Raw genomic sequence first — 21,533 nt, forward strand, 5'->3', positions numbered from 1 at the left:
AAAGAAAAGGGCGCTGACCTCGCGGTCAGCGCCCTTCCTTTTAGGCCCGGCGGCCGTGGAAGCTTAGAACTTCCACTTCACGCCCATGTAGAACTGACGGCCGTAGTGCACGTACTCTTCCGAGATCATGCGGGTCGAGTCGTCGAGCTTGCTGTCGGCCTGGTCGGTCAGGTTGATGCCTTCCAAGGTGACGGTGAAGTTGCCGAAGTTGTAGCTGACCTGGGTGTCGATGTTCATGGTCTTCTCTTTGATCCGAACATCGTTGTTGTTGGTGGCCGACGGGGCCACCTGGATCAGGTACGGGTCGCGGTACGAGGCCGAGACGCGGGCCTTAAACGGACCCTTTTCGTAGTAGAGCGTCGCGTTGTAGGCCTCGGGCGACAGGTTCACCAGCGGCTGGGTCAGCAGCACCGCGGGCGTGGTCAGCACGCGCGGCGTACCCGAATAGACCGGGTTGGCGATCACGTACTGGATGTCGCTCTCGACGTGCGTGTAGTTCACGATGCCGCCGAAGCCGTCGAACGGCGCGGGCAGGAAGGTGAACGGACGCTGCAGCGAGATCTCGTAGCCCTTCAGCTTGCCGCCGGGGGTGTTGATCTGCGTCGTGACCGTGAACAGCGTGTCGGCCGCGTTGCCGTTGGTCAGCAGGCTGTTCGACAGTTCGGTTTCCGACCACGGCATGGTGACCGCCGAGGTCTGGATGAAGGACTTGATGTCCTTGTAGAAGAAGCCGACCGAGAACAGGGTTTCCTTGTCCGGATACCACTCGAAGCTGAGGTCCAGGTTCTTGGACATCATCGGATCGAGGTCCGGGTTGCCGCGCGTCAGGGTCTGGGCCGACTGGCTGATGGCGGTGTAACCCGGGGTCAGGTTCTGCAGCTGCGGGCGGGTCATCGCCTTGGCGGCCGCGAAGCGGACATAGAAGTTGTCGTAGGGCTGAGCCGAGATGTTCAGCGACGGCAGGGTCCGCGTGTATTCACGCGAGGTCTTCTGGGTGCCGTCGGTCGGAACGGTCGTCGAGATCGTGCCGAAGGGCGTCGCCACCGGCGTGGTCACGCTGCCGGTGTTGTAGTGACCCAGCCCGTCCTGCTCGGTCTTGACGTAGCGGACGCCAAGATTGCCACGCACCGGAATGTTGGCGATGTCGTAGTCGAAGTCGCCCTGGATGTAGAGCGAGACGTCCTTTTCGTTGATCTGGCGCCAGGCGCCGAGCTGGTTCAGGACGCTCAGGCGGAAGTCGCCGTTGGCGTTGATGCAGTTACAGTCGTAACCGAGCTTGGCCTTCAGCTTGTCGAGGTCCGGCGCCAGCCACGAGGTCGGCACGCCGGCCGGCAGGTCGAGGCCGCGACCGAAGCCGGTGATCACGCGCGAGACGTCGGCCACGGTGGTGCCGGCGGGCAGGCCGAACGCGGCTTCCGACGTGAAGGTCGTGCCGGTGGTCGCCAGGTTGCGCGAGAAGAGGCGCTTTTCCCACGAGTTGAAGCCGTACTTCTTGAAGGCCGCGCCGTAGCGCAGCTTGAAGCCGTCCAGGATCTGGTAGTCGACGTCGGCGCGGAAGGTCTTGAACGTGTTGACCGCCTTGCTGGGACGCAGACGCAGCAGCGAGGCGTCGCCCAGGGCGTTGCTGGCGCTGTACTGGTAGTTGGCCGGGTTCGTCGGATCGAAGCCGTAGTTGAAGTTCGGCAGCTTGTCGTTGGCCGAGTAGTCGTAGCTGTAGCCGTCGCTGTCGTAGCGATCGAACGAGAAGGTCGTCTGGACCGGGTTGTCCTGGATCGAACGCGACTGGCCGTAGACCATGTTCAGGTGGCCGGCTTCGCCGAACTTGGTGTCGTAGGTCAGGACGAACTGGTTGAACTCGGTCTTCAGGTCGTCGTGGCGGTACTCGACCCGGGCGTCGACGTCATCGAACGTGCCCTTGATCAGGGTGCCCTTGCTGTCGGCCGTGAAGTTCACGACGTCGGTCAGGGGCAGGCCCGCGCCGCTACGGCTGAACGAGATGATCTCGAGATAGGTCTCGTCGCGGTTGTTCTTGAACTTGGCCAGCATCGCGTCGAGCGTCAGGGTCGAGCGATCGGTCGGACGCCATTGCAGCGAACCGGTCAGGCCCAGGCGGCGCTGATCGTAGTCCAGGCGGCCATAGCGCGGGATCCGCGGGTGCCACAGGTTGTTGGCGGTGCCGGCGGCGGCGAGGACGGTCGGCGTGGTGCCGCCCGTGACGGTGCCGATCGTCGTACAGGCCGGCGAGTTGGCGGCCGTCGTGCCGCCCGCGGCGGCGCCGGCGGTCGACGGGTTATAGGCCGCGCCGAAGCAGGGGAACGCCGTCGACGAGTTGAAGCGGACCGAGGGGTTCTCCCAGCGGCCGGTCGAGGAGCCTTCTTCGCGCTGTGCGCGGGTGGCGTAGGCGACCGAGACCAGGGCGCCGACTTCACCGATGCCCGTGTCCCAGCGGTTGCTGACCAGGAAGGTGTAGCGCGGGTCGCTCTTCCGCGAGAGGTCGTTCCAGCCCATCTTGCCGGACGCGCTCATCGTGAACTTGCTGTAGTCGAACGGGCGCGCGGCCTGCATGTCGACGATCGCGCCCAGCGAGCCTTCTTCGTTGCTGGCCGAGGTCGACTTGCGCACGGTGACGCTGTTGAACAGCTCCGAGGCGAAGATCGAGAAGTCGAACTGACGGCTGCGGTTGGCGCCGCCCGAACCATCCTTGCCGCCCGTGGTGGCGATGGCTTCCAGGCCGTTCAGGCGCACGACGGTGAAGTCGGCGTTCAGGCCGCGGACGGTGATCGTACGGCCTTCGCCGCCGTCACGGTCGATCGACACGCCCGGCACGCGCTGCAGCGACTCGGCCAGATTCAGGTCGGGGAAGTCGGCGATATCTTGCGCCTTGATGACGTCGACGAGGTCGTTTTCACGACGCTTGACGTCCAGGGCGTTGGCTAGCGAAGCGCGGAAGCCGGTGACGACGACGGCCTCGACGGTCTCATCGGCGGCGGGCGCGGCTGCCGCCGGAGCGGTCTGGGCCGATGCAGCGCCGGCAAAAGCCATCGCCAGGGCCAGTGCGCCGCCAGAGACGCCGTATTGCAGAGCGCGCACGCGCCCCGTGGTTTTCTTGGACATAGAACCTCCTCCCGTGTCGACCATTGTGGTCGGCGACGTTTCCGCCGCCTCGGCCTTGGTTCCGATTTCGCGTCCTTCCCACGAAATCGGCCTCAGCCATTTGGATCTTCATTTTTGCCACCGGTGTCAGAACCGAACAGAGGTTTTTGACACCGGTATCAGAGTGCTAACAAAGGCCGAGACGGCCGACAAGGCCACAAAGCCGTCACAACCTCTCAGACTCATACCGCCGTTGCCTTTCCGACACAGAGCGGCGTTCTGTCACAGACCCTGCCTTGGGGGTTCAGGCCTCGTCGGGGCGGTAGTGGCTGACCTGGTAGAGACCCTGGAGCATGGCGTCGCGCTGCGCGGCGGGCAGCTCGGCGCCGACCTGCCGCAGCAGCTTCAGGGCGTTCAGGTGCACGTCCACCGCGTCCCAGCGCCAGGCGCCCTGCTCCGAGCAGCTGTCGGCCAGACCGCACAGCGACGTCGCCGCCTTGTCGATCCCCGCATTGGCCACGAAGATGCTGACGTCGATCACCTTGGAAGCCAGCAGATACAGGGCTTCAAACGATTCCGAGACGCGATCCGGATTGCCCTTGCCGAAGCGCCGCTCGATCTCGGTCAGCTGCTCGTCCAGGGCGGCCATGGTGGATTCGCGCAGGGTCTCGACGCCGGCTTCGGCGGCGGCCAGGGCGTCCTTGGCCAGGACCCCACCCTTGTCCTTGATCAAGGAGGCCAGCCGGTTGGGCGGGCGGAACTTACGGACGGTCATATCTGCACCTTCGCTGGGCGCATCAGGTTGGCGATCTCGTCGTCCGACATATTGGGCGTCTGCGCATCGCCCACCTCCGCCGGTAGATCATCTTTACGCCGCCCGTCCGTCCCGGGGGGCGGCCCTTCGTGCTTGAAACGTCGATCCGGTCCGATGAACGTATCACATTCGATAAAGGCGCGGTCCTCCCGCGCTACCCAGAACACGCGTTCAAGCAACACCTTAGGCGTGATCGGCTTGGCCACGACATAGTTCGCGCCAGAGTCGCGAATCTTGAAAATCTGCGTGGTGCGCGTGTGACCGGTCACAAGAATGACCGGCACATAGCGGTTCGATTCGCCGCTCTCCCGCCTCAGCCACTCGATGAACTCGATGCCGTCCGTGACGGGCATCTGCACATCGCTGATGATCAGGTCGAAGGTGTGGACGCGGATCAGGGCCTGGGCGTCCATGACGCTTTCGGCGCGGTGCAACTGCTTGACGCCGAAGCCCGAGACGACCTGCGAGAGGATGTCCAGCGACGCGCCGTTGTCATCGAGGACCAGCACCGTGGCGCGCTCGAGGTTGATCCGGGTCGAGGGGAGGAGCGCGTCGACCATGGGCCGCTAGAAGAAGTCCAGCTCGCCCGCTTCGGCCTGCCAGCCGGCGTCCTCGCTGGCCCGCAGGCGCACCACGAGGTCGGCCAGGCCCAGGCCTTCCAGCAGGGGCTCGATCGACATGCTCCATTCGCCGGAGGCGTGCTGACCGATCCGCTGCAGCACCGCCGAAAGGCCGTGCAGGCGTTGGCTCAGCTCGTCCAGCGCCTGGAGCCGCGCGAGGTTCGCCAGCGCCGCGCCACCGTCGGCGAGGTCGCCGACGATGTGCTCGCAGTCCTGGCAGATGGCCGCCGCCGAGGCCAGCTCCACCGACAGACGACGCGATAGCTCTCCAACCGCGAGGTGTTCCCCGGGCGGATTGATCGGCGGCGTCGTCTGGAGCGGCAAAGCGGACATAGGCGTCAGAACAGATCCACGTCGCCGCTGGAAGCGGCAGGCATCGGGGCGGGCGCGGGACGACGGACGTCGCTCGGCGCGTTGTCGACGGCGACCAGGCGCTGGCGCACCCGGCCCGAGGTCGGCCAGAACTCGACGCGACGGGCCGAAACCCCGCCTGTGCTGGACGAGACGATCGGGATGCCTTCGTCGCGCAGGAACCGCTCGGCGAAGGCCGAGTTGCTGGCGCCGACGTCCGACAGGCCGTCGAACAGCTTGGCCCCGCCGAAGATCTTGGCTTCCAGCCGCTCGCGGCGGGCGCCGCGCTTCAGCAGGTCGTTGATCAGCAGTTCCATGGCGTAGGCGCCGTAGCGCACGGCGTCGCCGTCGCGGCGGTTGTCGCCCGAGTCCGGCAGCAGGAAGTGGTTCATGCCGCCGACGCCGGCTTGCGGGTCGCGAATGCACGCCGCGATGCACGAGCCCAGCACGGTGGTCATGACCACCTGGGGATCGGCCGTCACGTGGCTTTCACCTTGCGTGACGTGCACCTTGATCGAGCGTTCGAGGTCTTCGGATTGGTTGAATGGCGTCATGTCAGCGGTCCGAACACCTGTTCAATCTTCTCCCTCAAGCCCTGCACGGTGAAGGGTTTGACGCAGTAGTTGTTGACGCCGAACTGCACGGCGCGCTGGACCAGTTCACGGTCGGCGCGGCCCGTCAGCATGACGAAGGCGGTCTGGCGGATCGGCGGGTGCGAGCGCACGGCTCGCAACAGCGCCAGGCCATCCATCTTCGGCATGTTGAAGTCCGAGATGACGAGGTTGGCCGGCTTGGCCAGGAGGTTCTTAAGAGCCTCCTCGCCATCGGGCGCCTCACGGATGTCCTTGAAGCCGATCTGCTGCAGCGCATTGCGGATCAGAGCCCGCATGGTGAGCTGGTCGTCGACCACGAGAACGGAGATGGTGCTAGCTTGCGGCATGGTTCATCGCCTCGCGGAGGCCAGATCGAGAATGGATTGGCCCATGGAGGACAGGGAAACCTGCTTCTCCACCGCGCCAAGTTCGAAAGCGGATCGGGGCATGCCGTAGACGACGCACGAGGCTTCGTCCTGGCCCAGCGTCCTGGCGCCGGCCTTGCGCATGGCCAGAAGGCCTTGGGCCCCGTCGCGGCCCATGCCGGTCAGGATCGCCCCGACCGCCTTGTCGCCGACGGCGTTGGCCACCGAGTTGAACAGCACGTCCACCGACGGGCGGTGGCCGCTGACAGGATCGCCCTGGACCAGGCGGCAACGCAGGCCGGCCGAGCGAACGACCTCCAGGTGCGTGGCGCCGCCGGGGGCGACATAGACCTTGCCGGGCTCCAGCAGGGCGCCGTCCGTGGCTTCCTGCACCTTGGCCCCGCTGGCGCGATCCAGGCGCGCGGCGAAGCTGGCGGTGAAGGTGGCCGGCATGTGCTGGGTGATGACCGTCGGCGGGCAGGTCTCGGGGAACAGCTGCAGGATCGACAGCAGGGCTTCCACCCCACCGGTCGACGAGCCGATCGCCACGATGTCGCCCGAGGGCATGAAGTCCTTGCGACGCACGGGCGCGGCGCTCGGCGCGGCGCCGGCGTTGGTGCGGACCGCGGCGCGGGCGGCGATCTTCACCTTGGTGACGATCTCGGCCAGGGCTTCCTGGGTGCCGGTGGCGTCGGTGGGCTTGCCCACGCAGTCCACCGCGCCCAGTTCCAGGGCCCGCAGCGTCATCTCCGCGCCGGCCTGGGTCAGGGTCGAGACCATGACCACCGGCATCGGCCGCAGGCGCATGATCTTCTCGAGGAACTCGATGCCGTTCATGTTCGGCATCTCGATGTCGAGCGTGACGACGTCGGGGTTCAGGGTCTTGATCATGCCCCGCGCCTCGAACGGGTCGCCGGCGCCGCCGACCACCTCGATGTCCGGGTCACGATTGAGGGCCGCCGTGATCAGGCTCCGCATCGTGGCGGAGTCGTCGACGACGAGAACGCGAATCTTGGGCATCAGCGACCCGCCTTCCGATAGGCGGTGAGGCCGCAGCTCTCGAACGCGGTCACCGAGGCGCCGACGCGTTCCGAGTGGCCGACATAGAGGCGGCCGCCAGGCGCGAGGAGCGGCGCGAAGCGGCTCCAGACGCGTTCCTGGGTGGGTTCATCGAAATAGATCACGACATTCCGGCAGAAGATGGCGTCGAACGGGCCTTTCATTGGCCAGGACGGACCGTTGAGATTTAGTTCGCGGAACGCGACCAGGCTGCGGGCTTCCTCGCAGACGCGGAAGGCGCGGCGGTCCGACGGATCGCGCTCGAAATACTGGTTGCGCGCGGCGGCCGGGATGCCTTCCAGCAGGCTCTCGTCGTACGAGGCGGCCCGGCCGGTGGCCAGCACGTTGGTGTCGATGTCCGTGCCCAGGATCCGGATGTCCAGATCGGCGGCGTTCGGCCACACCGACAGCACCGTGAAGGCCATCGAATAGGGCTCCTGGCCCGACGAGCTGGCCGCCGACCACAGGCGCAGGCGGCCGCCGGCGCGCACCTTGTCGGCCATGGGCTCCAGGATGTTGGCGCGCAGGTCGTCGAAGTGGTGCGGCTCGCGGAAGAAGCGCGTGACGTTGGTGGTCAGCGCCCGGAGCATCTCCTGGCTTTCGTCATGGCCTTTGTCGCTGGCGACGAAGGCGCAATATTCGGTGAACGAGCGCAGGCCGAGGGCGCGCAGGCGCTTGGCCAGGCGCGAATAGACCAGCGTCGCCTTGCTGTCGGGCAGGCTGATGCCGGCCAGGTCGTACAGCAGCGCGGCGATGCGCTTGAAGTCTTGAGTCGTGAACGCGAACTCGCCATCGACGATGGCCTCGCGGCGTTCCGAAGCGGAGGCGGAAGCAGTGCTCATCAGGCGGCCAGGGCCTCGCGTTCGGGAAGGATACGATCCAGCGAGATCTCGCTGATCATGCGGCCTTCGATCGAGATGATGCCGCGAACGAAGCTGCGGACGGTGTCGCAGGCCATGTCCGGCGTCGGTTGGATCATATCGTCGTTGATCGACAGGATGTCGGACACCGCGTCGACCAGCAGGCCGACGGTGCGGTCGCCCGCCTTGACCACGATGAACACGCTGCGGACGGTCGGCTCGATCACCGGCATGCCCAGACGGCAGGCCAGGTCCATGATCGGCAGGACCGCGCCGCGCAGGTTGATGACGCCGCGCATGAAGCCGGGCGATTGCGGGAGCACCGTGGCCGGGCTCCAGCCGCGGATCTCGCGGACGGCCATGATGTCCACGCAGTATTCCTGATCGCCCACGCGGAACGAGATCAGCTCTCTGCGGTCAACACCGGTGGAGGTGGCATGGTCGGTCATGACTACTCCGCTGCGATGAGGGTGGGTTCGGTTGGGCGAGGCGCGCCGCCTTCGCGGCGACGCATGGCGATCGTGGCGTCGACGTCGAGGATCAGCGCGACGCGGCCGTCGCCCAGAATGGTCGCGGCGGCGACGCCTTCGACCTGCTGGTAGTTCTGTTCCAGCGACTTGATGACGACCTGGCGCTGACCATGGATGGCGTCGGCCACCAGGGCGGCGCGCGAACCATCTTCGCCTTCAACCAGCAGGACGACGCCTTCGGTCGGGTGCGGCGTGTGAGCGCGATAGCCGAGCGCCTGGCCGACGTCGATCAGCGGCACGAAGCTGTCGCGGACGGCCAGCACCGAGCCGACCGGGCCCAGCGGGCGAACTTCTTCCGGCTTCGGACGCAGGCTCTCGACGATGGCGGCCAGCGGCACGACCAGGGTCTCGCCGGCGACGTCGACCACCATGCCGTCCAGGACGGCCAGGGTCAGCGGCAGGCTGAGCGTGAAGGTCGAGCCGAGACCCGGACGCGAGGTGATCGAGATGCGACCGCCCAGGGCCTGGACCGAGCGCTTGACCACGTCCATGCCGACGCCGCGGCCCGACACGTCCGAGATCTTCTCGGCGGTCGAGAAGCCCGGCAGGAAGATCAGGTTGTCGATCTCCTCGTCGGTCAGCTGCAGGTCGGGGGCGATCAGGCCCTTCTTGACCGCGATGCCGAAGACGCGCTCGCGGTTGATGCCCTTGCCGTCGTCCGAGACCTCGATGACGATCCGGCCGCTGCGGTGCAGCGCGGCCAGGCGCACGACGCCTTCGGGATTCTTGCCGGCCGCCTTGCGCTCCTCGGGGCTTTCCAGCCCGTGGTCGATGGCGTTGCGCAGCATGTGGGTGATCGGGTCGGACAGACGCTCGATGACCGTCTTGTCGACTTCGGTGTTCTCGCCTTCCATCACCAGACGAGCCTGCTTGCTCGTCATGTTGGCGACTTCGCGGACCAGGCGCGGCATGCGCTGGAACACCGACTTCACCGGCTGGGCGCGGATGGCCATGACGCTGTCCTGGATCTCGCGGGTGAGCTGTTCCAGCTCATCCAGACCCATGGCCAGGTTCGAGGACGGGGCGATGCCATATTCGCCGACGCGCTGCGCCAGCATGGCCTGGTTGATGACCAGCTCGCCGACCAGGTCGATCAGGCGATCGATGCGCTCGGGGTCGACGCGGATGACCGACTGGCCGGGACCCGGGACTTCGACCGGGGTGGCCTTCGGCGTGGCGGCGGCCGGAGCAGCGGCGGCGGCGGGCTTGGCGGCTTCGACCACCGGCGCGGGGGTCGGAGCGATCGGAACGATTTCGGCGACCGGCGGGGCGACGACCTCGATCGGAGCCGGCGCGGCCGTCTCGACGATCACGGGCGCCTCGGCCACGGTCAGCAGCGAGGCCATCGCGTCCCCGACGGAGCCTTCGCCGCGGGTGATTTCAAGATCGCAGTCGCCGTCGACGAATTCGAAGACCTCGCGGATGGCGCTCTCGTCTTCCTCGGTCTCGAGGCGGACGCTCCAGGTCACGAAGGCGGCTTCCGGGTCCAGGTTTTCCAGGGCCGGCAGGGCGCTATCGTCCAGCGTCGCCTTGATCGGACCCAGGCGGTTGAGCTCGCGCAGCAGCAGCGCCGTCTCGTTGGCCTTGCGGTAGAGGTCCGACTTCGGACGGATCGACACCGTCCAGACGTTCGACGGAACCAGGTCGGCGTCGGCGGCCTGCGCCTCGACCGAAATGGTCTGCGGCACGAACACGAAGCCGAGGTCGTCGTCGTCCATGGCGTCGTCATCAGCGGCGATAGGCGCCGGAGCGGCTTCCTCGACCATGACCGGAGCGGCGGCGGCGGGAGCCGGCGCGGCGTTCGGGTCGGTCCAGGTTTCCAGCTCGGCGGCCATGGCGGCCGAGGCGCCCATGTCGACATCGCCCAGGCCGCGAGCGGCGCTGACGTGGTCGGCCAGGATGTCGGAGGCGCGCAGCAGGACGGCGGCCAGCTCGACGGTGTTCGGCACCGAGCCGGCGCGCACGGCGTCCAGCAGGGTCTCGAACACGTGGGCGAAACGCACCAGCGGCTCGAGGCCGAAGGCGCCGGCCCCACCCTTGATCGAGTGGACGGCGCGGAACACGGCGTTGACCGTCTCGAGGTCGCCGGCCCCTTCCTGCATAGCCAGGAGACCGCCCTCGAGGTCGGCGAGGAGCTCCTCGCATTCCTGGAAGAAGGTAACCTTGATGGCCTCTAGCTCGTCCATATCCCGTACGTCCTAATTCGCGTCTAGCAACGGGTACTCAAAAAACGGGGTACTAAGTCTTGGCCTGGATCAGGCGGCCCAAACCCTTAAGCAGCAACGCGACGGATCGCGTCGACCAGCTTTTCCGGGTTGAACGGCTTGACGATCCAGCCCGTCGCGCCGGCTTCGCGAGCCCGCTGCTTCTTGGCCGGGTCGCTTTCCGTGGTCAGGACCAGGATCGGGATGGCGCGATAGTCGTCATCGACCCGCACCGCCTCGATGAAGCCGAAGCCGTCAAGCTTGGGCATGTTGATGTCCGTGATGATGATGTCGGGGCGATGGGCGGAGAGAACCTCCAGACCATGCTCGCCGTCGACAGCCTCGACCACGTTGAACCCAGCGCCGACCAGAGCCATGCGCAGCATGTCCCGCATGGTCCGGGAATCATCGACCGTGAGAACCGTACGCGTCACGATTCAGCTCCTTGGAATTCCGCCGAGAGGAGCGCCCCTTCGGCGCCGAATAGACGGGTGGTTTCGACAAAGGCCTCGGAAGGCCCCTTGATGGAGAAGGATTGACCGTCCTGGTCCCAAGCCTTGCGGGCCGCGAGCAGGACCTGCAGACACAGGCCGCCAAGGCGACGGACCTGGTCGGCTTCCACCGTGATCGCCGCGCCGCGGCGTTCCAGCAGAGCGGCCTTGAGAGGGGCCGCGGCCTTGAGGTCCAGGGTTTCAGGCAGCGCGATCGCAGCAGCCATCAGAATTCCTCCCAACCATCCGTAGCAGGGGCTTGAGCGACTGCCGCCGAACCGCTGCTCCGGCCCGGACGGGCGAAGGCGTTCAGGCGAGCTTGCTGCTCGGCCACCGGGTTGCGCGCCGGAGCGTGCTGCGCCGTGTCGGCCATGGCCGGACGGGCGTAGGACGCCGAACCCGAGCCCACTTGGAAGCGGGCCATCAGGCGGACCAGTTCACCGGTTTCACCCTTCAGCGAGTGCGTCGCGGCGGTCGATTGCTCGACCATGGCGGCGTTCTGCTGGGTGACCTGATCCATCTGGTTCACGGCAGTGTTCACTTCGTTCAGACCGGTCGCCTGTTCCGCCGCCGAGGCCGCGATTTCAGTGACCAGGGCGTCGATCTCACCGACCTTCACCACGATCCGTTGCAGAGCCTCGCCCGTCTGGCCGACCAGGCTCACGCCTTGGCTGACCTGCTGGGTCGAGCTGGAGATCAGGGTCTTGATCTCCTTGGCCGCTTCGGCGGAGCGCTGGGCCAGGGCCCGGACTTCCTGGGCGACGACCGCGAAGCCGCGGCCCGCTTCACCAGCCCGCGCGGCTTCGACGCCGGCGTTCAGGGCCAGGAGGTTGGTCTGGAAGGCGATTTCGTCGATCACGCCGATAATCTGGCTGATCTGCTTGGACGAGTTTTCGATCTCGCCCATGGCCGAGACTGCCTGATGCACGACTTGGCCGCTATGCGTCGCTTCGCCACGCGTCGTCGAGACGACGTCCGAAGCTTGGCGAGCGCCCGAGGCCGTACGGCGCACGGTGGCGGTCAGTTCGTCCAGGGCGGCGGCGGTCTCTTCCAGGCTGGCGGCCTGTTGTTCCGTGCGGCGCGACAGGTCGTCCGAAGCGTGGGCGATCTCGTCGGCGCCGGTGCGCAGGCCGTCGGTCGAGGCGGCGATGACCTTCATCGTCTCCTGCAGCGAGCCCATGGCGCCGTTGAAGTCGTCCTTCAGCTTGCGGTAGTCGCCCGGGAAGTCGGCGGTGACGCGGAAGGTCAGGTCGCCCTTGGCCAGCTTCTCCAGGCCTTCGGCCAGGCTGCTGACGACAGTGGCGGCTTCCTGGGCCGAAGCCGCGGCGGCGGCTTCCTTGGCGCGGCGCTCGTCGGCCGTGAGGGCGGCGGACTTCTCCTGCTCGGCGCGCAAGGTTTCCAGGTGCAGCTGGTTGTCGCGGAACACCTTCAGGGCCGTGACGATGGCGCCCAGCTCGTCGCCGCGCGTCATCTTCTCCAGATCGATGGTGTTGTCGCCCTTCGACAGCTTGTCGGTGGCGCCGGCGATGTCGTTGATCGACTTGCGGGTCGTCATGACGGTCAGGAAGGCCAGGGCGCCGACGGCGCCGAGGGTGATCAGCGACATCACGATCGTGGCGCTCATCGCGGCCGTCGCTTCAGCTTGACGCTTGGCGGTCTCGCGCTCGGTCCGCACGTTGGCGGCGGCGACGACCTGGTCGAGCTGGCCAGTCATCTTGGCGTATTGTTCTTCGAAGGGCGCGATGAAGCCAGCGGCCATGCCGAAATCGACGCCGATCATCCCACTGACCGTATCGATGGCGCTGCGGCATTCCTCGAGCGACTTGATCAGCTCGGCGATCTTCGGTTGTTCGGCGACCGGCAGCTTGCTCTTCAGCGCCGTCAGGTCCTTCTTCACCGCGTCGGTCTCGGCCAGGACGGCGGCCATGCGAGCGTCGTTCTTGTCGACCTCGATGTTGCCCGCCTTGTGGGTCATCACGACGAACAGCTCGCCGTTGATGTTCGAGATACGCTTGGAAATCTTCTGGATCTCCATGTTCTGGCGCATGTCGTTTTCCACGACCTGCTTCAGAGCAGCCGACTGGCTCTTTTGAACGACGATCGCGCCACCCGCCATCAAAGCCAGCATCAACAGCGCGAACGCCGGTGCGAAACCGATTTTAATGATCAACGGCAGATCGACGAGACGAATCCGTTTCATCGCTAGTTCCCTCCAACCAGCGTTCCGTGCCCACGGATCGCCAACATGAGGGGGGATAATCCCGATAGATTCCTAACAACCTCTGACTTGGTTAAAGGGAATTCGACATAACTTGTCCTGTTTTGGGCCAGTTGGTCGTTTGGTCGCAGGTCCCCGCCCCAGGAGTCTATAAAGAGGGATTGAGCGAACCAGAGTCTCCCAGAATCAAGATCGTGGTTACCTGAAAGTAAACTTTCAATATTTGAGTTCGACTCAGAATATCTTAACTCGCACCTGCGAAGTTGCTCCTGCGTCCGGTTGACGCGTCGTCCACAGGACGAGATTTCATTACTAGGAGCAGCGGGATGAAATATCCGATCGCTATTGCCGCGGGAATCGCAGGCAGCTTTTTCATCGCTCAGGCCGCTACGGCCGCCGGCGGTTTTGAAGACCAAATGGGCCGTTGCCTGCAGCAGTTCGCGAACACCCGCGACGCCGCGCAGGTGATGCTGGAATGCACCGCCGACGCCGGCAAGCTGTCGGACTGCAAGGTCGTCGACAACAGCGCCGCTGGTAAGGGCTTCGACAAGGCCGCCATGTGCATCGCCGAAAAGCTCCCCATGGGCGCGAAGACCGGCACCGTGAAGGTTCCGTTCCGCTTCCCGGGCGGCGCGTAAGCGTCCAACCCGTTCAGGGGGAACAAAACGCCCTCGCCGACTCGGTCGGCGGGGGCGTTCTGCTGTCTGGGTCATGGCTTGCACGGCGCTTGCGCTCTTGACCTGACTTTACTCTAGAATTCTTCCCACTCGTCTTTGACGGCCACGGCCGTATTGCCGCGCGAGACCGGCGCTGAAGCGCCCGGACGGCTCGCGGGGCGGCTGACCGGACGGCTGGCGACAGGCGCGCGAGACGGCGCGGCGGCGGTCGGCTGGGCGGGCCGGCTGCCCGACACACGGCCCGACACCTGGCCCGACACCCGGAAAGTCGCGACCTGCTTGATCAGTTCGGCGGTCTGGCCCTTGAGGGAATGGGTCGCGGCCGTCGTCTGCTCCACCATGGCGGCGTTCTGCTGGGTGACCTGGTCCATCTGATTGACGGCCGTATTCACCTCGTGAAGGCCCTGCGCCTGCTCCTGGGCCGAGGACGAGATCTGGACGATGAGATCGTCAATCTCGGCGACCTTGTCGACGATGCCGCGCAGGGCCTCGCCGGTCTGGCCGACCAGGCCCACCCCGGCCTCGACCTGGCGGGTTGAGGCGCTGATCAGGGCCTTGATCTCCTTGGCGGCGTCGGCCGAGCGCTGGGCCAGGGCCCGGACTTCCTGGGCGACGACCGCGAAGCCGCGACCGGCCTCGCCAGCGCGAGCCGCTTCGACGCCGGCGTTCAGGGCCAGCAGGTTAGTCTGGAAAGCGATCTCGTCGATCACCCCGATGATGTTGCCGATCGAGCGCGAGCTGGTCTCGATCTCGCCCATGGCGGCCACGGCCTGGTCGACGACCATGCCGGACTTCTCGGCCTCGGCCTTGGCGCCGGCGACGACGTCCTGGGCCTGCTTGGCCCCGGCCGCCGAACGACGGACGGTCGAGGTGATCTCGTCCAGGGCGGCGGCGGTTTCCTCCAGGCTGGCGGCCTGCTGCTCGGTGCGGCGCGACAGGTCGTCGGCGGCCGCGCCGATCTCGTCGGTTCCCGAACGGATGCCGTCCGTGGCCTCGGAGACGCGGCTCATGGCGCCCTCCAGGATGCCGACGGCGTTGTTGAAGTCGTCCTTCAGCTTCTGGAATTCGGGCGTCACCTCGGCGCTCAGGCGGCCGATCAGGTCGCCCTGGGCCAGGCGGTCGAGCGCGTCGCCCAGGGCCTGGACCACCGCCTTCTGGCTGGCCTCGTTGGCCAGGCGCACGGTCTCCAGACGCTGACGCTCGGCCTCGATGGTCTCCAGATAGATCGAGATGGCGAAGTCCATGTCCAGCATGACCGCCTTCATCAGCGACGAGACGGCGTCACCGGCCTTGCCGGGATCGCCCTTGGCCATGAAGCCCTTGGGCCACAGCTCGTCGATCGTCGCGCGGATCAAGTGCTCGCTGACGACCGCATAGCCGCCGATGTACCAGCGCGGCTCCAGGCCGATGCGGGCGTGGGTCTGGCCGATGGTCCGCACGGCCTTGACGTAGGTCTCGTCGAAGGAGGCCTTGGAGATCAGGTCCCAGTGCGACTGCTGCCGGCCGGAAGCGGCCTGCATGTGCTTTTCGTCGCCGAAGAATTTGCGCGTCTCGGGCGTGGCCCGGACGTTGGCGTAGAAGGCGTCCAGCGCCTTGCCGATGGTCTTGCGGATGACGGGCTGCAACTCGCGCAAGGCGCCGCGCGCCTTGTCGTCCAAGCCCATGAACGCCACTCGTTCATTGATCGCGTGATCCTGGCTCATCGCCGTCCCCGTTTCAGATGCGGGGAAAGGCTCGGCCAGCATGCTTAATCGCGCCTTAAATCTTCACGCGGCGCGAGCGACAGGATGTCGCACGCACCCTAGAGTATAACTCGGCAGCTCTGCGTACCAACGTTTGCACAAAGCCAGCCCGGATCATGGATTGACGCCCTCCATGCGGCAGTGCGCCGCACTTGAGACCCGGCAGGCGCCGCGACATCCCGCCACATCCGGGCTCGTACCTAGCCGCCGCGCTTCAGGGTCTCGCGGGCGATGACCAGCTGCTGGATCTGGCTGGTGCCCTCGTAGATCCGGAAGATCCGCACGTCGCGATACAGGCGCTCGATTCCATAGTCGGCGACATAGCCGGCCCCGCCGAACACCTGCACCGCCCGGTCGGCGACACGGCCGACCATCTCCGAGGCGAACAGCTTCGAGGACGCCGCCTCCAGCACGATATTGGCCCCGCCGTCGCGCTTGCGAGCGGTGTCCAGCACCAGCGCCTTGGCGGCCAGGGCCTCGGTCTTGCTGTCGGCGATCATCGCCTGGATCAGCTGGAAGCTGGCGATGGGTTGGCCGAACTGCTTGCGCTCGCTGGCATAGGCCACGCAGTCCTTGATCAGCCGCTCGGCCACGCCCACGCAGACGGCGGCGATGTGCAGCCGGCCGCGATCCAGCACCTGCATGGCGACCTTGAAGCCCTCGCCTTCCTCGCCAAGGCGGTTCCAGGCCGGCACGCGGACATTGTCGAAGGTGACGTCGTGGATGTGGGCGCCCTGCTGGCCCATCTTCTTCTCGGGCTTGCTCACGGAAAGCCCCGGCAGGTCGCGCGGAACCAGGAATGCCGAGACGCCCGAGCCGCCCTTGGCGTCCGGATTGGTGCGGGCCATCACCGTGAACAGCGACGCCTTGCCAGCATTGGTGATGAACCGCTTGCCGCCGTTCAGGACGTAGTGCTCGCCGTCCAGGGTGGCGCGGGTCTGCACGGCGGCGCTGTCGGAGCCGGCCTCCGGCTCGGTCAGGGCGAACGAGGTGATGATGTCGCCGGACGCGATGCCCGGCAGCCACTTGGCCTTCTGCTCGTTATTGCCGAACATGACCAGGCCCTGGCTGCCGATGCCGACATTGGTGCCGAACACCGAGCGGAAGGCCGGCGAGGCGCGGCCCAGCTCGATGGCCACCAGCGCCTCTTCCTCCATGTTGAGGCCAAGGCCGCCGTGCTCTTCGGGGATCGACAGGCCGAAGAGGCCCAGGCTCTTCATCTCCTCGATCACGTCGTCCGGCACGGCGTCGTTCTCGGCCACCTGGGCCTCGATCGGACGCAGACGCTCGGCCACGAAGCGCGCGACGGTGTCGATCAGCTGCTCGCGAGTTTCCAGGTCGAGGGCCATGCGCTTCTTCTCCCAACTTCAAACGCTTGTTTTGAAGTCGACTTTAGCGATGGCCCCCGAGAATGGAAGGCGGGAATGGAAGCCTTACCCTGCGGACTTCTCAGCCTGAGCCAGCACGCTCTTGTGCATGCCGTAGGCGAAGTAGACGACCGCCCCGATGATGTGGGCGATCAGGAAGAACTTCTGGGTCTTGCCCGGCAGGCTATAGAACAAATAGAGGCAGCCCAGGATGCCGGCGGGGGCGATCACCTGCCAGAACGGCGTCGAGAACACCCGGGGCCGGTTGGGCTCACGGCGGCGCAGGATGATCACCGACAGCCCCACGGCGATGAAGGCCGCCAGCGTGCCGGCATTGGCCAGGGCCGCGATGTCCTTCAGCTCTAGGAAACCCGCCAGCGCCGCCGCCAGGGCGCCGGTCAGCAGGGTCATGACCACCGGCGTGCCGGTCTTGGCGTTGACCTTCGACAGGGCGCGGGGCAGCAGGCCGTCGCGGGACATGACGAAGAAGATCCGGCTCTGGCCGTACATGAAGGCCAGGATCACGGTCGGCAGGGCGACGACAGCGGCCAGGGCCACCAGCTCGGCCATGCGCGGATGCTTCAGGCTCTCCAGCACGAAGACCAGCGGCGCGCCGGCCTTGGAGAACACCTCGGTCCGCGAGGCCCCGATCGCGGCGGCGGCGACGATCATGTAGATCGCCGTGCAGGCGGCCATCGAGCCGACGATGCCGATGGTCAGGTCGCGCTTGGGGTTCTTGGTCTCCTCGGCGGCGGTCGAGACCGCGTCGAAGCCGTAGAAGGCGAAGAAGATCAGGCTGGCGGCCGCCATCACGCCGATCTTGGCGGCGTCCGGCGCGGCCCCGGCCGGCAGGTGGGCCGAGAAACCGTTCGGCATGAAGGGCGTGAAATGGTCGGCGTTGAACGCCGGCAGGCACAGCGCCACGAACACGGCCAGCGCCGTGATCTTCACCGCCACCAGCACCATGTTGACCGTGGCGCTCTCGCGGGTGCCCAGGGCCAGCAGGCCGGCGACCGCCATCGAGATCAGGATGGCCGGCAGGTTCACCAGGCCATGGCGTCCGTCGGGCAGGATCACGTGCGGTCCGGCCAGCAGCACGTCCGGAACGTGGGCGAGGCGGAACAGGCCAACGGCGTGATCGGACCAGCCGACGGCGACGGCCGCGCAGACCAGGGTGTATTCGAGGATCAGGCTCCAGCCGACGAACCAGGCGACCGGCTCGCCCATGGCGGCGTAGCTGTAGGTATAGGCGCTGCCCGCCGCCGGCATCATGGTCGATAGCTCGGCGTAGCAGAGCGCGGCGCAGGCGCAGACCGCGCCGGCGATCAGGAACGACAGGATGACGCCCGGCCCGGCCAGGCCCGCGCCGACGCCGGTCAGGGTGTAGATCCCCGTCCCGACGATGGCCCCGACGCCCAGGGCCACTAGGTGCGGCCAGCTCAGGGTCTTCTTCAGTTGATGGCTGTCCGCGTGTCCGGCGGTGATGGTGTCGATCGCCTTGCGGCGCGTCCAGAAGCTCACTTTAGGGTCCCTCCGACTCTCGGACGGGACCATGGGGCTACTTTCGTGCTCAGCCAAGCCTTGAACTTAGAAGAAAATTCTCGTCAGCGCGTAGGCCAGCACGGCGATAGCGATTGTGACCGTTCCCAGCTGGATCGCCAGGCGCGGCGAGACCTCCAGCAGGGCCTTGGGACCCAGCTTCGCCGAGATGGCGCCGACGCCGGCCAGCAGCAGGAAGCTGGAGCAGGTCGCCAGCAGCGGGATCAGCGAGGCGGGGATCAGGCCCAGGCCGCGCGCGACGGCGAGACCCGCGAAACCCAGCACGAACAGCGGCGGAGCCTTCAGGCCGCCGACCACGCCGCCTTCCTTGCTGCGGGTCAGCATCAGGCCGATCAGGATCACGGCCGGGCCGAGCCAGACGATGCGGGCTAGCTTGGCCAGGGCCGCGGTGCTGGCGGTCTCGGGCGAGACCGAGGCGCCGGCGCCGGCCACCTGGGCGACGTCGTGGATCGACAGGCCGAAGAACACGCCGGCCTGGTGCTGCGAGAGGCCCAAGGCCTGAGCCAGCGGCGGATAGGCCAGCATGGCCACGGTCGAGAGCAGGTTGACGCCGACGATCACGAGGGCCGTCGTGCGCTGGTTGGCCGGGCTGGCCGGCGCGGCTTGCGATGCGGCCAAGGCGGCCGAAGCGCCGCAGATCGAGCAGGCGGCGGCGGCGATCAGGGCCTCGGCGAACGGCAGGCCGAGCGCGGTCCCGGCGAGCGCGCCGATGCCCAGGCCGCCCAGCACGACGGCGCCGCTGGCCAGGACGGCCGGACCGCCCAGGGCGGCGAATTCGCTCCAGCTGATCTGAGCGCCCATCATGGCCACGCCGAGACGCAGGCCGGGCTTGGCGAAGATGTCGAGGCCCGCGCCCAGCTGGGCCTGCAGGCCCATGGCGCCCAGCATCATGCCCAGCACGACGGCGACCAGCGGAGCCGGAGCGTGCAGGCTTCCCGCCAGCAGCTTGGCCAGCACCGCCAGCAGCAGGCCGGCGACCAGGCCCGGACCCAGGCGGCTGGCATTGAGCCGAAGCGCGGCAGCGGTCATCCGCGGACAGTCTCGCCCGAAACCGGAGCCCCGGCGAAATGCGCGTCGGCCTTGTCGCAGCGGCTGGACAGCCGCGCGTTCAGGCGCTGGACGGTCCGGCTGCCGGTGCGTTCGAAGGCGAAGGGCAGGATGCCGTGGACGATGCAGGCCAGGCCCGCGCCCAGGAGGGTGAAGCCGAAGCTCCAGGCCACGCCCATGTGCTCGCCATAGGTCTCGCCGACGGCCTTGGGGTGACGCGTGAAAGACAGGTCCATGGAAGCCCCGCTGCAATTCCGAGGCTCTCCATTGTGGCGACGATTCGAAGAAAGGCATTACTGGATTGGTCGCCGATCCGGGCGTAGAGAGAATTTCATTCTTCGTTTCGCGGGGCTTCCGAGATGATTGATCTCGACCAGATCGACCGGCGCATCCTGGCCATCCTGCAGGACGACGCCACCGTCGCCATCGCCGAGCTGGCCGAACGCGTCGGCCTGACCCAGACCCCGTGCTGGAAACGGGTCAAGCGCCTGCAAGAGGCCGGCGTCATCATGGCCCGCGTCGCCCTGCTCGATCGCGAGGCCCTGGACCTGTCCCTGACCGTCTTCGTGGCGGTCAAGACCGGCCGCCACGACGAGGACTGGCTGACCACCTTCGCCGCCGGCGCCAAGGCCCTGCCCGAGGTCATCGAGTTCTACCGGATGAGCGGCGACGTCGATTACCTGCTCAAGGTCGTGGTCAAGGACATCGCCGCCTATGACCGCTTTTACAAACGCCTGATCGCGACGGCGCCGCTGACGGACGTGTCGTCCAGCTTCGCGATGGAGCAGATCAAGTTCACGACGGCCCTGCCGATCTGCCCGACGTAGGGCTGCGGGGTCGAGCCCAGATCAGTCCTGGGTCACGCCGTGAGCCCTCGCGAACTGTGAAGCGTCATCCAGGCGGCTCTTGATCTGCTGGTGCACGGTCTCGTGCTCCGCGGGCTTGCCCGAATGGGAAAGCTCGGTGTCGATCAGGATCTCACGCACGGCGCCCAACAGGGCCGGTTGCCGGATCGCCAGCGCGCGCAGCAGAGCATCGACGATGCGTTCCTGCGCGAGAAAGCGCGCATCCTGGGCGAGGTCTTTTCGCGTGGCCGGCATGAGGTCTCCTGAGAAGCATCGAGGCGTGCGAACAAGCTAGCCGCCGGCCGCGGCGGCGAGCGCCGCCGATCCGGCCGGGGTGATGACCCAGCCGCCGCCGGTCCGCTCGGCCAGCCCCAGCTCGGTCAGCGCGCGGGCGTCGCCGATATTGATCCAGTCCACGTCCTCGCCGGATTTCTTCAACGCGAGGTTCTTCAAGGCGGCGAGCTGGCCGGACGTCAGCGTCATGCTTGCCCGCCCGCGAGAGGGTCGGGCGCTCGCCACGCATTTCGGCCGCTCAGCCGCTCCAGTTCCTGCTGCATGCGCAGGACCTGGCCGCCGAGACTGGTGACGTCGCCCTGGAGCTGGGCGTTCCTGAGCTTGAGATAGTCGTTCTCGCGACGCATCGCCTGGGCGTCTTCGTCGGTCATGGGCGCGCTCCCTCGGCGGCGGGCGTCATGCGGATAACCGCGCGCAGAAGCGCCGCGCGATCGGGATCAAGGTCCGGCGCCCGCAGCTCCTTTTGCGCACCGGCTCGGATCTCACCCTTGTGGCGATTGCCCAGGAAGAAGGCTTCGGCCTGAACTTCACGCAGTGAGACCCGGCGCACGCCGAAGATCGCCAGCACAGCGCTCCAAGGGCTCATGGAGACACCGCGCGCGTGAGCGTGCGGATTGGGGTTTTCGAGGGGGCGGACATGACGTCCTTTCGGGCCGACGAGCCCGCATGGCGCGGGTTAATCCGTGGCTTGCGTATGATAGCGCGATCCGAGGCGGATAGCTCCCTGGCGATACAATCATTTCCCCCTATCGCGGCGACGTCCGTGCTACTCCTCCTTCGAGGCGCTCAGTCACGCCATTCGG

The 21,533-nt window shown here is 66.8% G+C and carries 23 protein-coding genes and 1 pseudogene; 2 read left to right on the top strand and 22 right to left on the bottom strand.

What is annotated here, in order from left to right; translation table 11 throughout:
- Positions 1–63 precede the first annotated feature (63 nt).
- From AC07NN_RS15790 to AC07NN_RS15850, 13 genes and pseudogenes are all read right to left on the bottom strand, one after another.
- A complete protein-coding gene (locus AC07NN_RS15790; protein WP_494642742.1) occupies positions 64–3,114 on the bottom strand; it encodes a TonB-dependent receptor in 3,051 nt (1,016 codons plus the stop codon).
- 283 nt (positions 3,115–3,397) lie between these two features.
- A complete protein-coding gene (locus AC07NN_RS15795) occupies positions 3,398–3,868 on the bottom strand; it encodes a chemotaxis protein CheE (RefSeq protein WP_494642744.1) in 471 nt (156 codons plus the stop codon).
- Positions 3,865–4,467, bottom strand: a complete 603-nt coding sequence (locus AC07NN_RS15800; protein ID WP_494642746.1) for a response regulator — start codon at positions 4,465–4,467, stop codon at positions 3,865–3,867. Before AC07NN_RS15800 ends, AC07NN_RS15795 begins: the two co-directional genes overlap by 4 nt.
- Positions 4,468–4,473: 6 nt before the next feature.
- Complete coding sequence (locus AC07NN_RS15805) at positions 4,474–4,860, bottom strand: DUF8776 family protein (protein WP_494642748.1); 387 nt, start codon at positions 4,858–4,860, stop codon at positions 4,474–4,476.
- A 5-nt stretch (positions 4,861–4,865) separates the two neighbouring features.
- On the bottom strand, positions 4,866–5,432 hold the full coding sequence (locus AC07NN_RS15810; protein WP_494642750.1) for a chemotaxis protein CheD: 567 nt from the start codon (positions 5,430–5,432) through the stop codon (positions 4,866–4,868).
- The gene (locus AC07NN_RS15815) at positions 5,429–5,818 is read right to left on the bottom strand and encodes a response regulator (protein ID WP_494618900.1); all 390 of its coding nucleotides are present in this window, start codon (positions 5,816–5,818) and stop codon (positions 5,429–5,431) included. The genes AC07NN_RS15810 and AC07NN_RS15815 overlap by 4 nt, the downstream gene beginning before the upstream one ends.
- A 3-nt stretch (positions 5,819–5,821) precedes the next feature.
- A complete protein-coding gene (locus AC07NN_RS15820; RefSeq protein ID WP_494642752.1) occupies positions 5,822–6,856 on the bottom strand; it encodes a protein-glutamate methylesterase/protein-glutamine glutaminase in 1,035 nt (344 codons plus the stop codon).
- Positions 6,856–7,737 (bottom strand): CheR family methyltransferase, encoded by an 882-nt coding sequence (locus AC07NN_RS15825; protein WP_494642755.1) that lies wholly within the window; start codon positions 7,735–7,737, stop codon positions 6,856–6,858. The genes AC07NN_RS15820 and AC07NN_RS15825 overlap by 1 nt, the downstream gene beginning before the upstream one ends.
- On the bottom strand, positions 7,737–8,204 hold the full coding sequence (locus tag AC07NN_RS15830; protein WP_494642760.1) for a chemotaxis protein CheW: 468 nt from the start codon (positions 8,202–8,204) through the stop codon (positions 7,737–7,739). Before AC07NN_RS15830 ends, AC07NN_RS15825 begins: the two co-directional genes overlap by 1 nt.
- Before the next feature lie 2 nt (positions 8,205–8,206).
- Positions 8,207–10,471 (bottom strand): chemotaxis protein CheA, encoded by a 2,265-nt coding sequence (locus AC07NN_RS15835; RefSeq protein WP_494642764.1) that lies wholly within the window; start codon positions 10,469–10,471, stop codon positions 8,207–8,209.
- Positions 10,472–10,557: 86 nt separating this feature from the next.
- Positions 10,558–10,923 carry a response regulator gene (locus tag AC07NN_RS15840; RefSeq protein ID WP_099581620.1) on the bottom strand — a complete coding sequence of 122 codons (366 nt, stop codon included), beginning with the start codon at positions 10,921–10,923 and terminating at the stop codon, positions 10,558–10,560.
- A complete protein-coding gene (locus tag AC07NN_RS15845) occupies positions 10,920–11,207 on the bottom strand; it encodes an STAS domain-containing protein (RefSeq protein ID WP_494642768.1) in 288 nt (95 codons plus the stop codon). Before AC07NN_RS15845 ends, AC07NN_RS15840 begins: the two co-directional genes overlap by 4 nt.
- Positions 11,207–13,227, bottom strand: a pseudogene (locus tag AC07NN_RS15850) (methyl-accepting chemotaxis protein). Before AC07NN_RS15850 ends, AC07NN_RS15845 begins: the two are co-directional and overlap by 1 nt.
- Before the next feature lie 297 nt (positions 13,228–13,524).
- On the opposite strand from AC07NN_RS15850, the gene AC07NN_RS15855 reads away from it, so the two are divergent.
- Positions 13,525–13,836, top strand: coding sequence for a hypothetical protein (locus tag AC07NN_RS15855; RefSeq protein WP_494642773.1), 312 nt, complete (start codon positions 13,525–13,527; stop codon positions 13,834–13,836).
- Positions 13,837–13,949: 113 nt separating this feature from the next.
- On the opposite strand, the gene AC07NN_RS15860 is transcribed toward AC07NN_RS15855, so the two are convergent.
- The 5 genes from AC07NN_RS15860 to AC07NN_RS15880 all read right to left on the bottom strand — a co-directional run bounded on the left by AC07NN_RS15860 (position 13,950) and on the right by AC07NN_RS15880 (position 19,827).
- Positions 13,950–15,620, bottom strand: a complete 1,671-nt coding sequence (locus AC07NN_RS15860; RefSeq protein WP_494642778.1) for a methyl-accepting chemotaxis protein — start codon at positions 15,618–15,620, stop codon at positions 13,950–13,952.
- 197 nt (positions 15,621–15,817) lie between these two features.
- Entirely contained in the window at positions 15,818–16,966 is a 1,149-nt protein-coding gene (locus tag AC07NN_RS15865; RefSeq protein WP_494642781.1) for an acyl-CoA dehydrogenase family protein, read from the bottom strand.
- An 84-nt stretch (positions 16,967–17,050) separates the two neighbouring features.
- Entirely contained in the window at positions 17,051–18,538 is a 1,488-nt protein-coding gene (locus tag AC07NN_RS15870) for an amino acid permease (protein ID WP_494642783.1), read from the bottom strand.
- 33 nt (positions 18,539–18,571) lie between these two features.
- Complete coding sequence (locus AC07NN_RS15875) at positions 18,572–19,573, bottom strand: putative sulfate exporter family transporter (RefSeq protein WP_494642785.1); 1,002 nt, start codon at positions 19,571–19,573, stop codon at positions 18,572–18,574.
- Positions 19,570–19,827, bottom strand: coding sequence for a DUF6356 family protein (locus AC07NN_RS15880; RefSeq protein WP_494642787.1), 258 nt, complete (start codon positions 19,825–19,827; stop codon positions 19,570–19,572). The genes AC07NN_RS15875 and AC07NN_RS15880 overlap by 4 nt, the downstream gene beginning before the upstream one ends.
- A 123-nt stretch (positions 19,828–19,950) precedes the next feature.
- On the opposite strand from AC07NN_RS15880, the gene AC07NN_RS15885 reads away from it, so the two are divergent.
- Positions 19,951–20,418, top strand: a complete 468-nt coding sequence (locus AC07NN_RS15885; protein ID WP_494642790.1) for an Lrp/AsnC family transcriptional regulator — start codon at positions 19,951–19,953, stop codon at positions 20,416–20,418.
- 21 nt (positions 20,419–20,439) lie between these two features.
- Here AC07NN_RS15885 and AC07NN_RS15890 read toward each other — a convergent pair whose 3' ends face one another.
- From AC07NN_RS15890 to AC07NN_RS15905, 4 genes are read right to left on the bottom strand one after another with little or no spacing between them, the layout of a single operon-like run.
- Positions 20,440–20,691, bottom strand: coding sequence for a hypothetical protein (locus tag AC07NN_RS15890; protein ID WP_494642791.1), 252 nt, complete (start codon positions 20,689–20,691; stop codon positions 20,440–20,442).
- Positions 20,692–20,727: 36 nt separating this feature from the next.
- Complete coding sequence (locus tag AC07NN_RS15895; protein ID WP_494642795.1) at positions 20,728–20,919, bottom strand: hypothetical protein; 192 nt, start codon at positions 20,917–20,919, stop codon at positions 20,728–20,730.
- Positions 20,916–21,101: a hypothetical protein gene (locus AC07NN_RS15900; RefSeq protein WP_494642799.1), complete on the bottom strand. Its 186-nt coding sequence runs from the start codon at positions 21,099–21,101 to the stop codon at positions 20,916–20,918. The genes AC07NN_RS15895 and AC07NN_RS15900 overlap by 4 nt, the downstream gene beginning before the upstream one ends.
- Positions 21,098–21,298 (bottom strand): hypothetical protein, encoded by a 201-nt coding sequence (locus AC07NN_RS15905; RefSeq protein WP_494642802.1) that lies wholly within the window; start codon positions 21,296–21,298, stop codon positions 21,098–21,100. The genes AC07NN_RS15900 and AC07NN_RS15905 overlap by 4 nt, the downstream gene beginning before the upstream one ends.
- Between the last annotated feature and the right edge of the window lie 235 nt (positions 21,299–21,533).

This window comes from Caulobacter sp. GW821-FHT09H08, assembly GCF_059415885.1.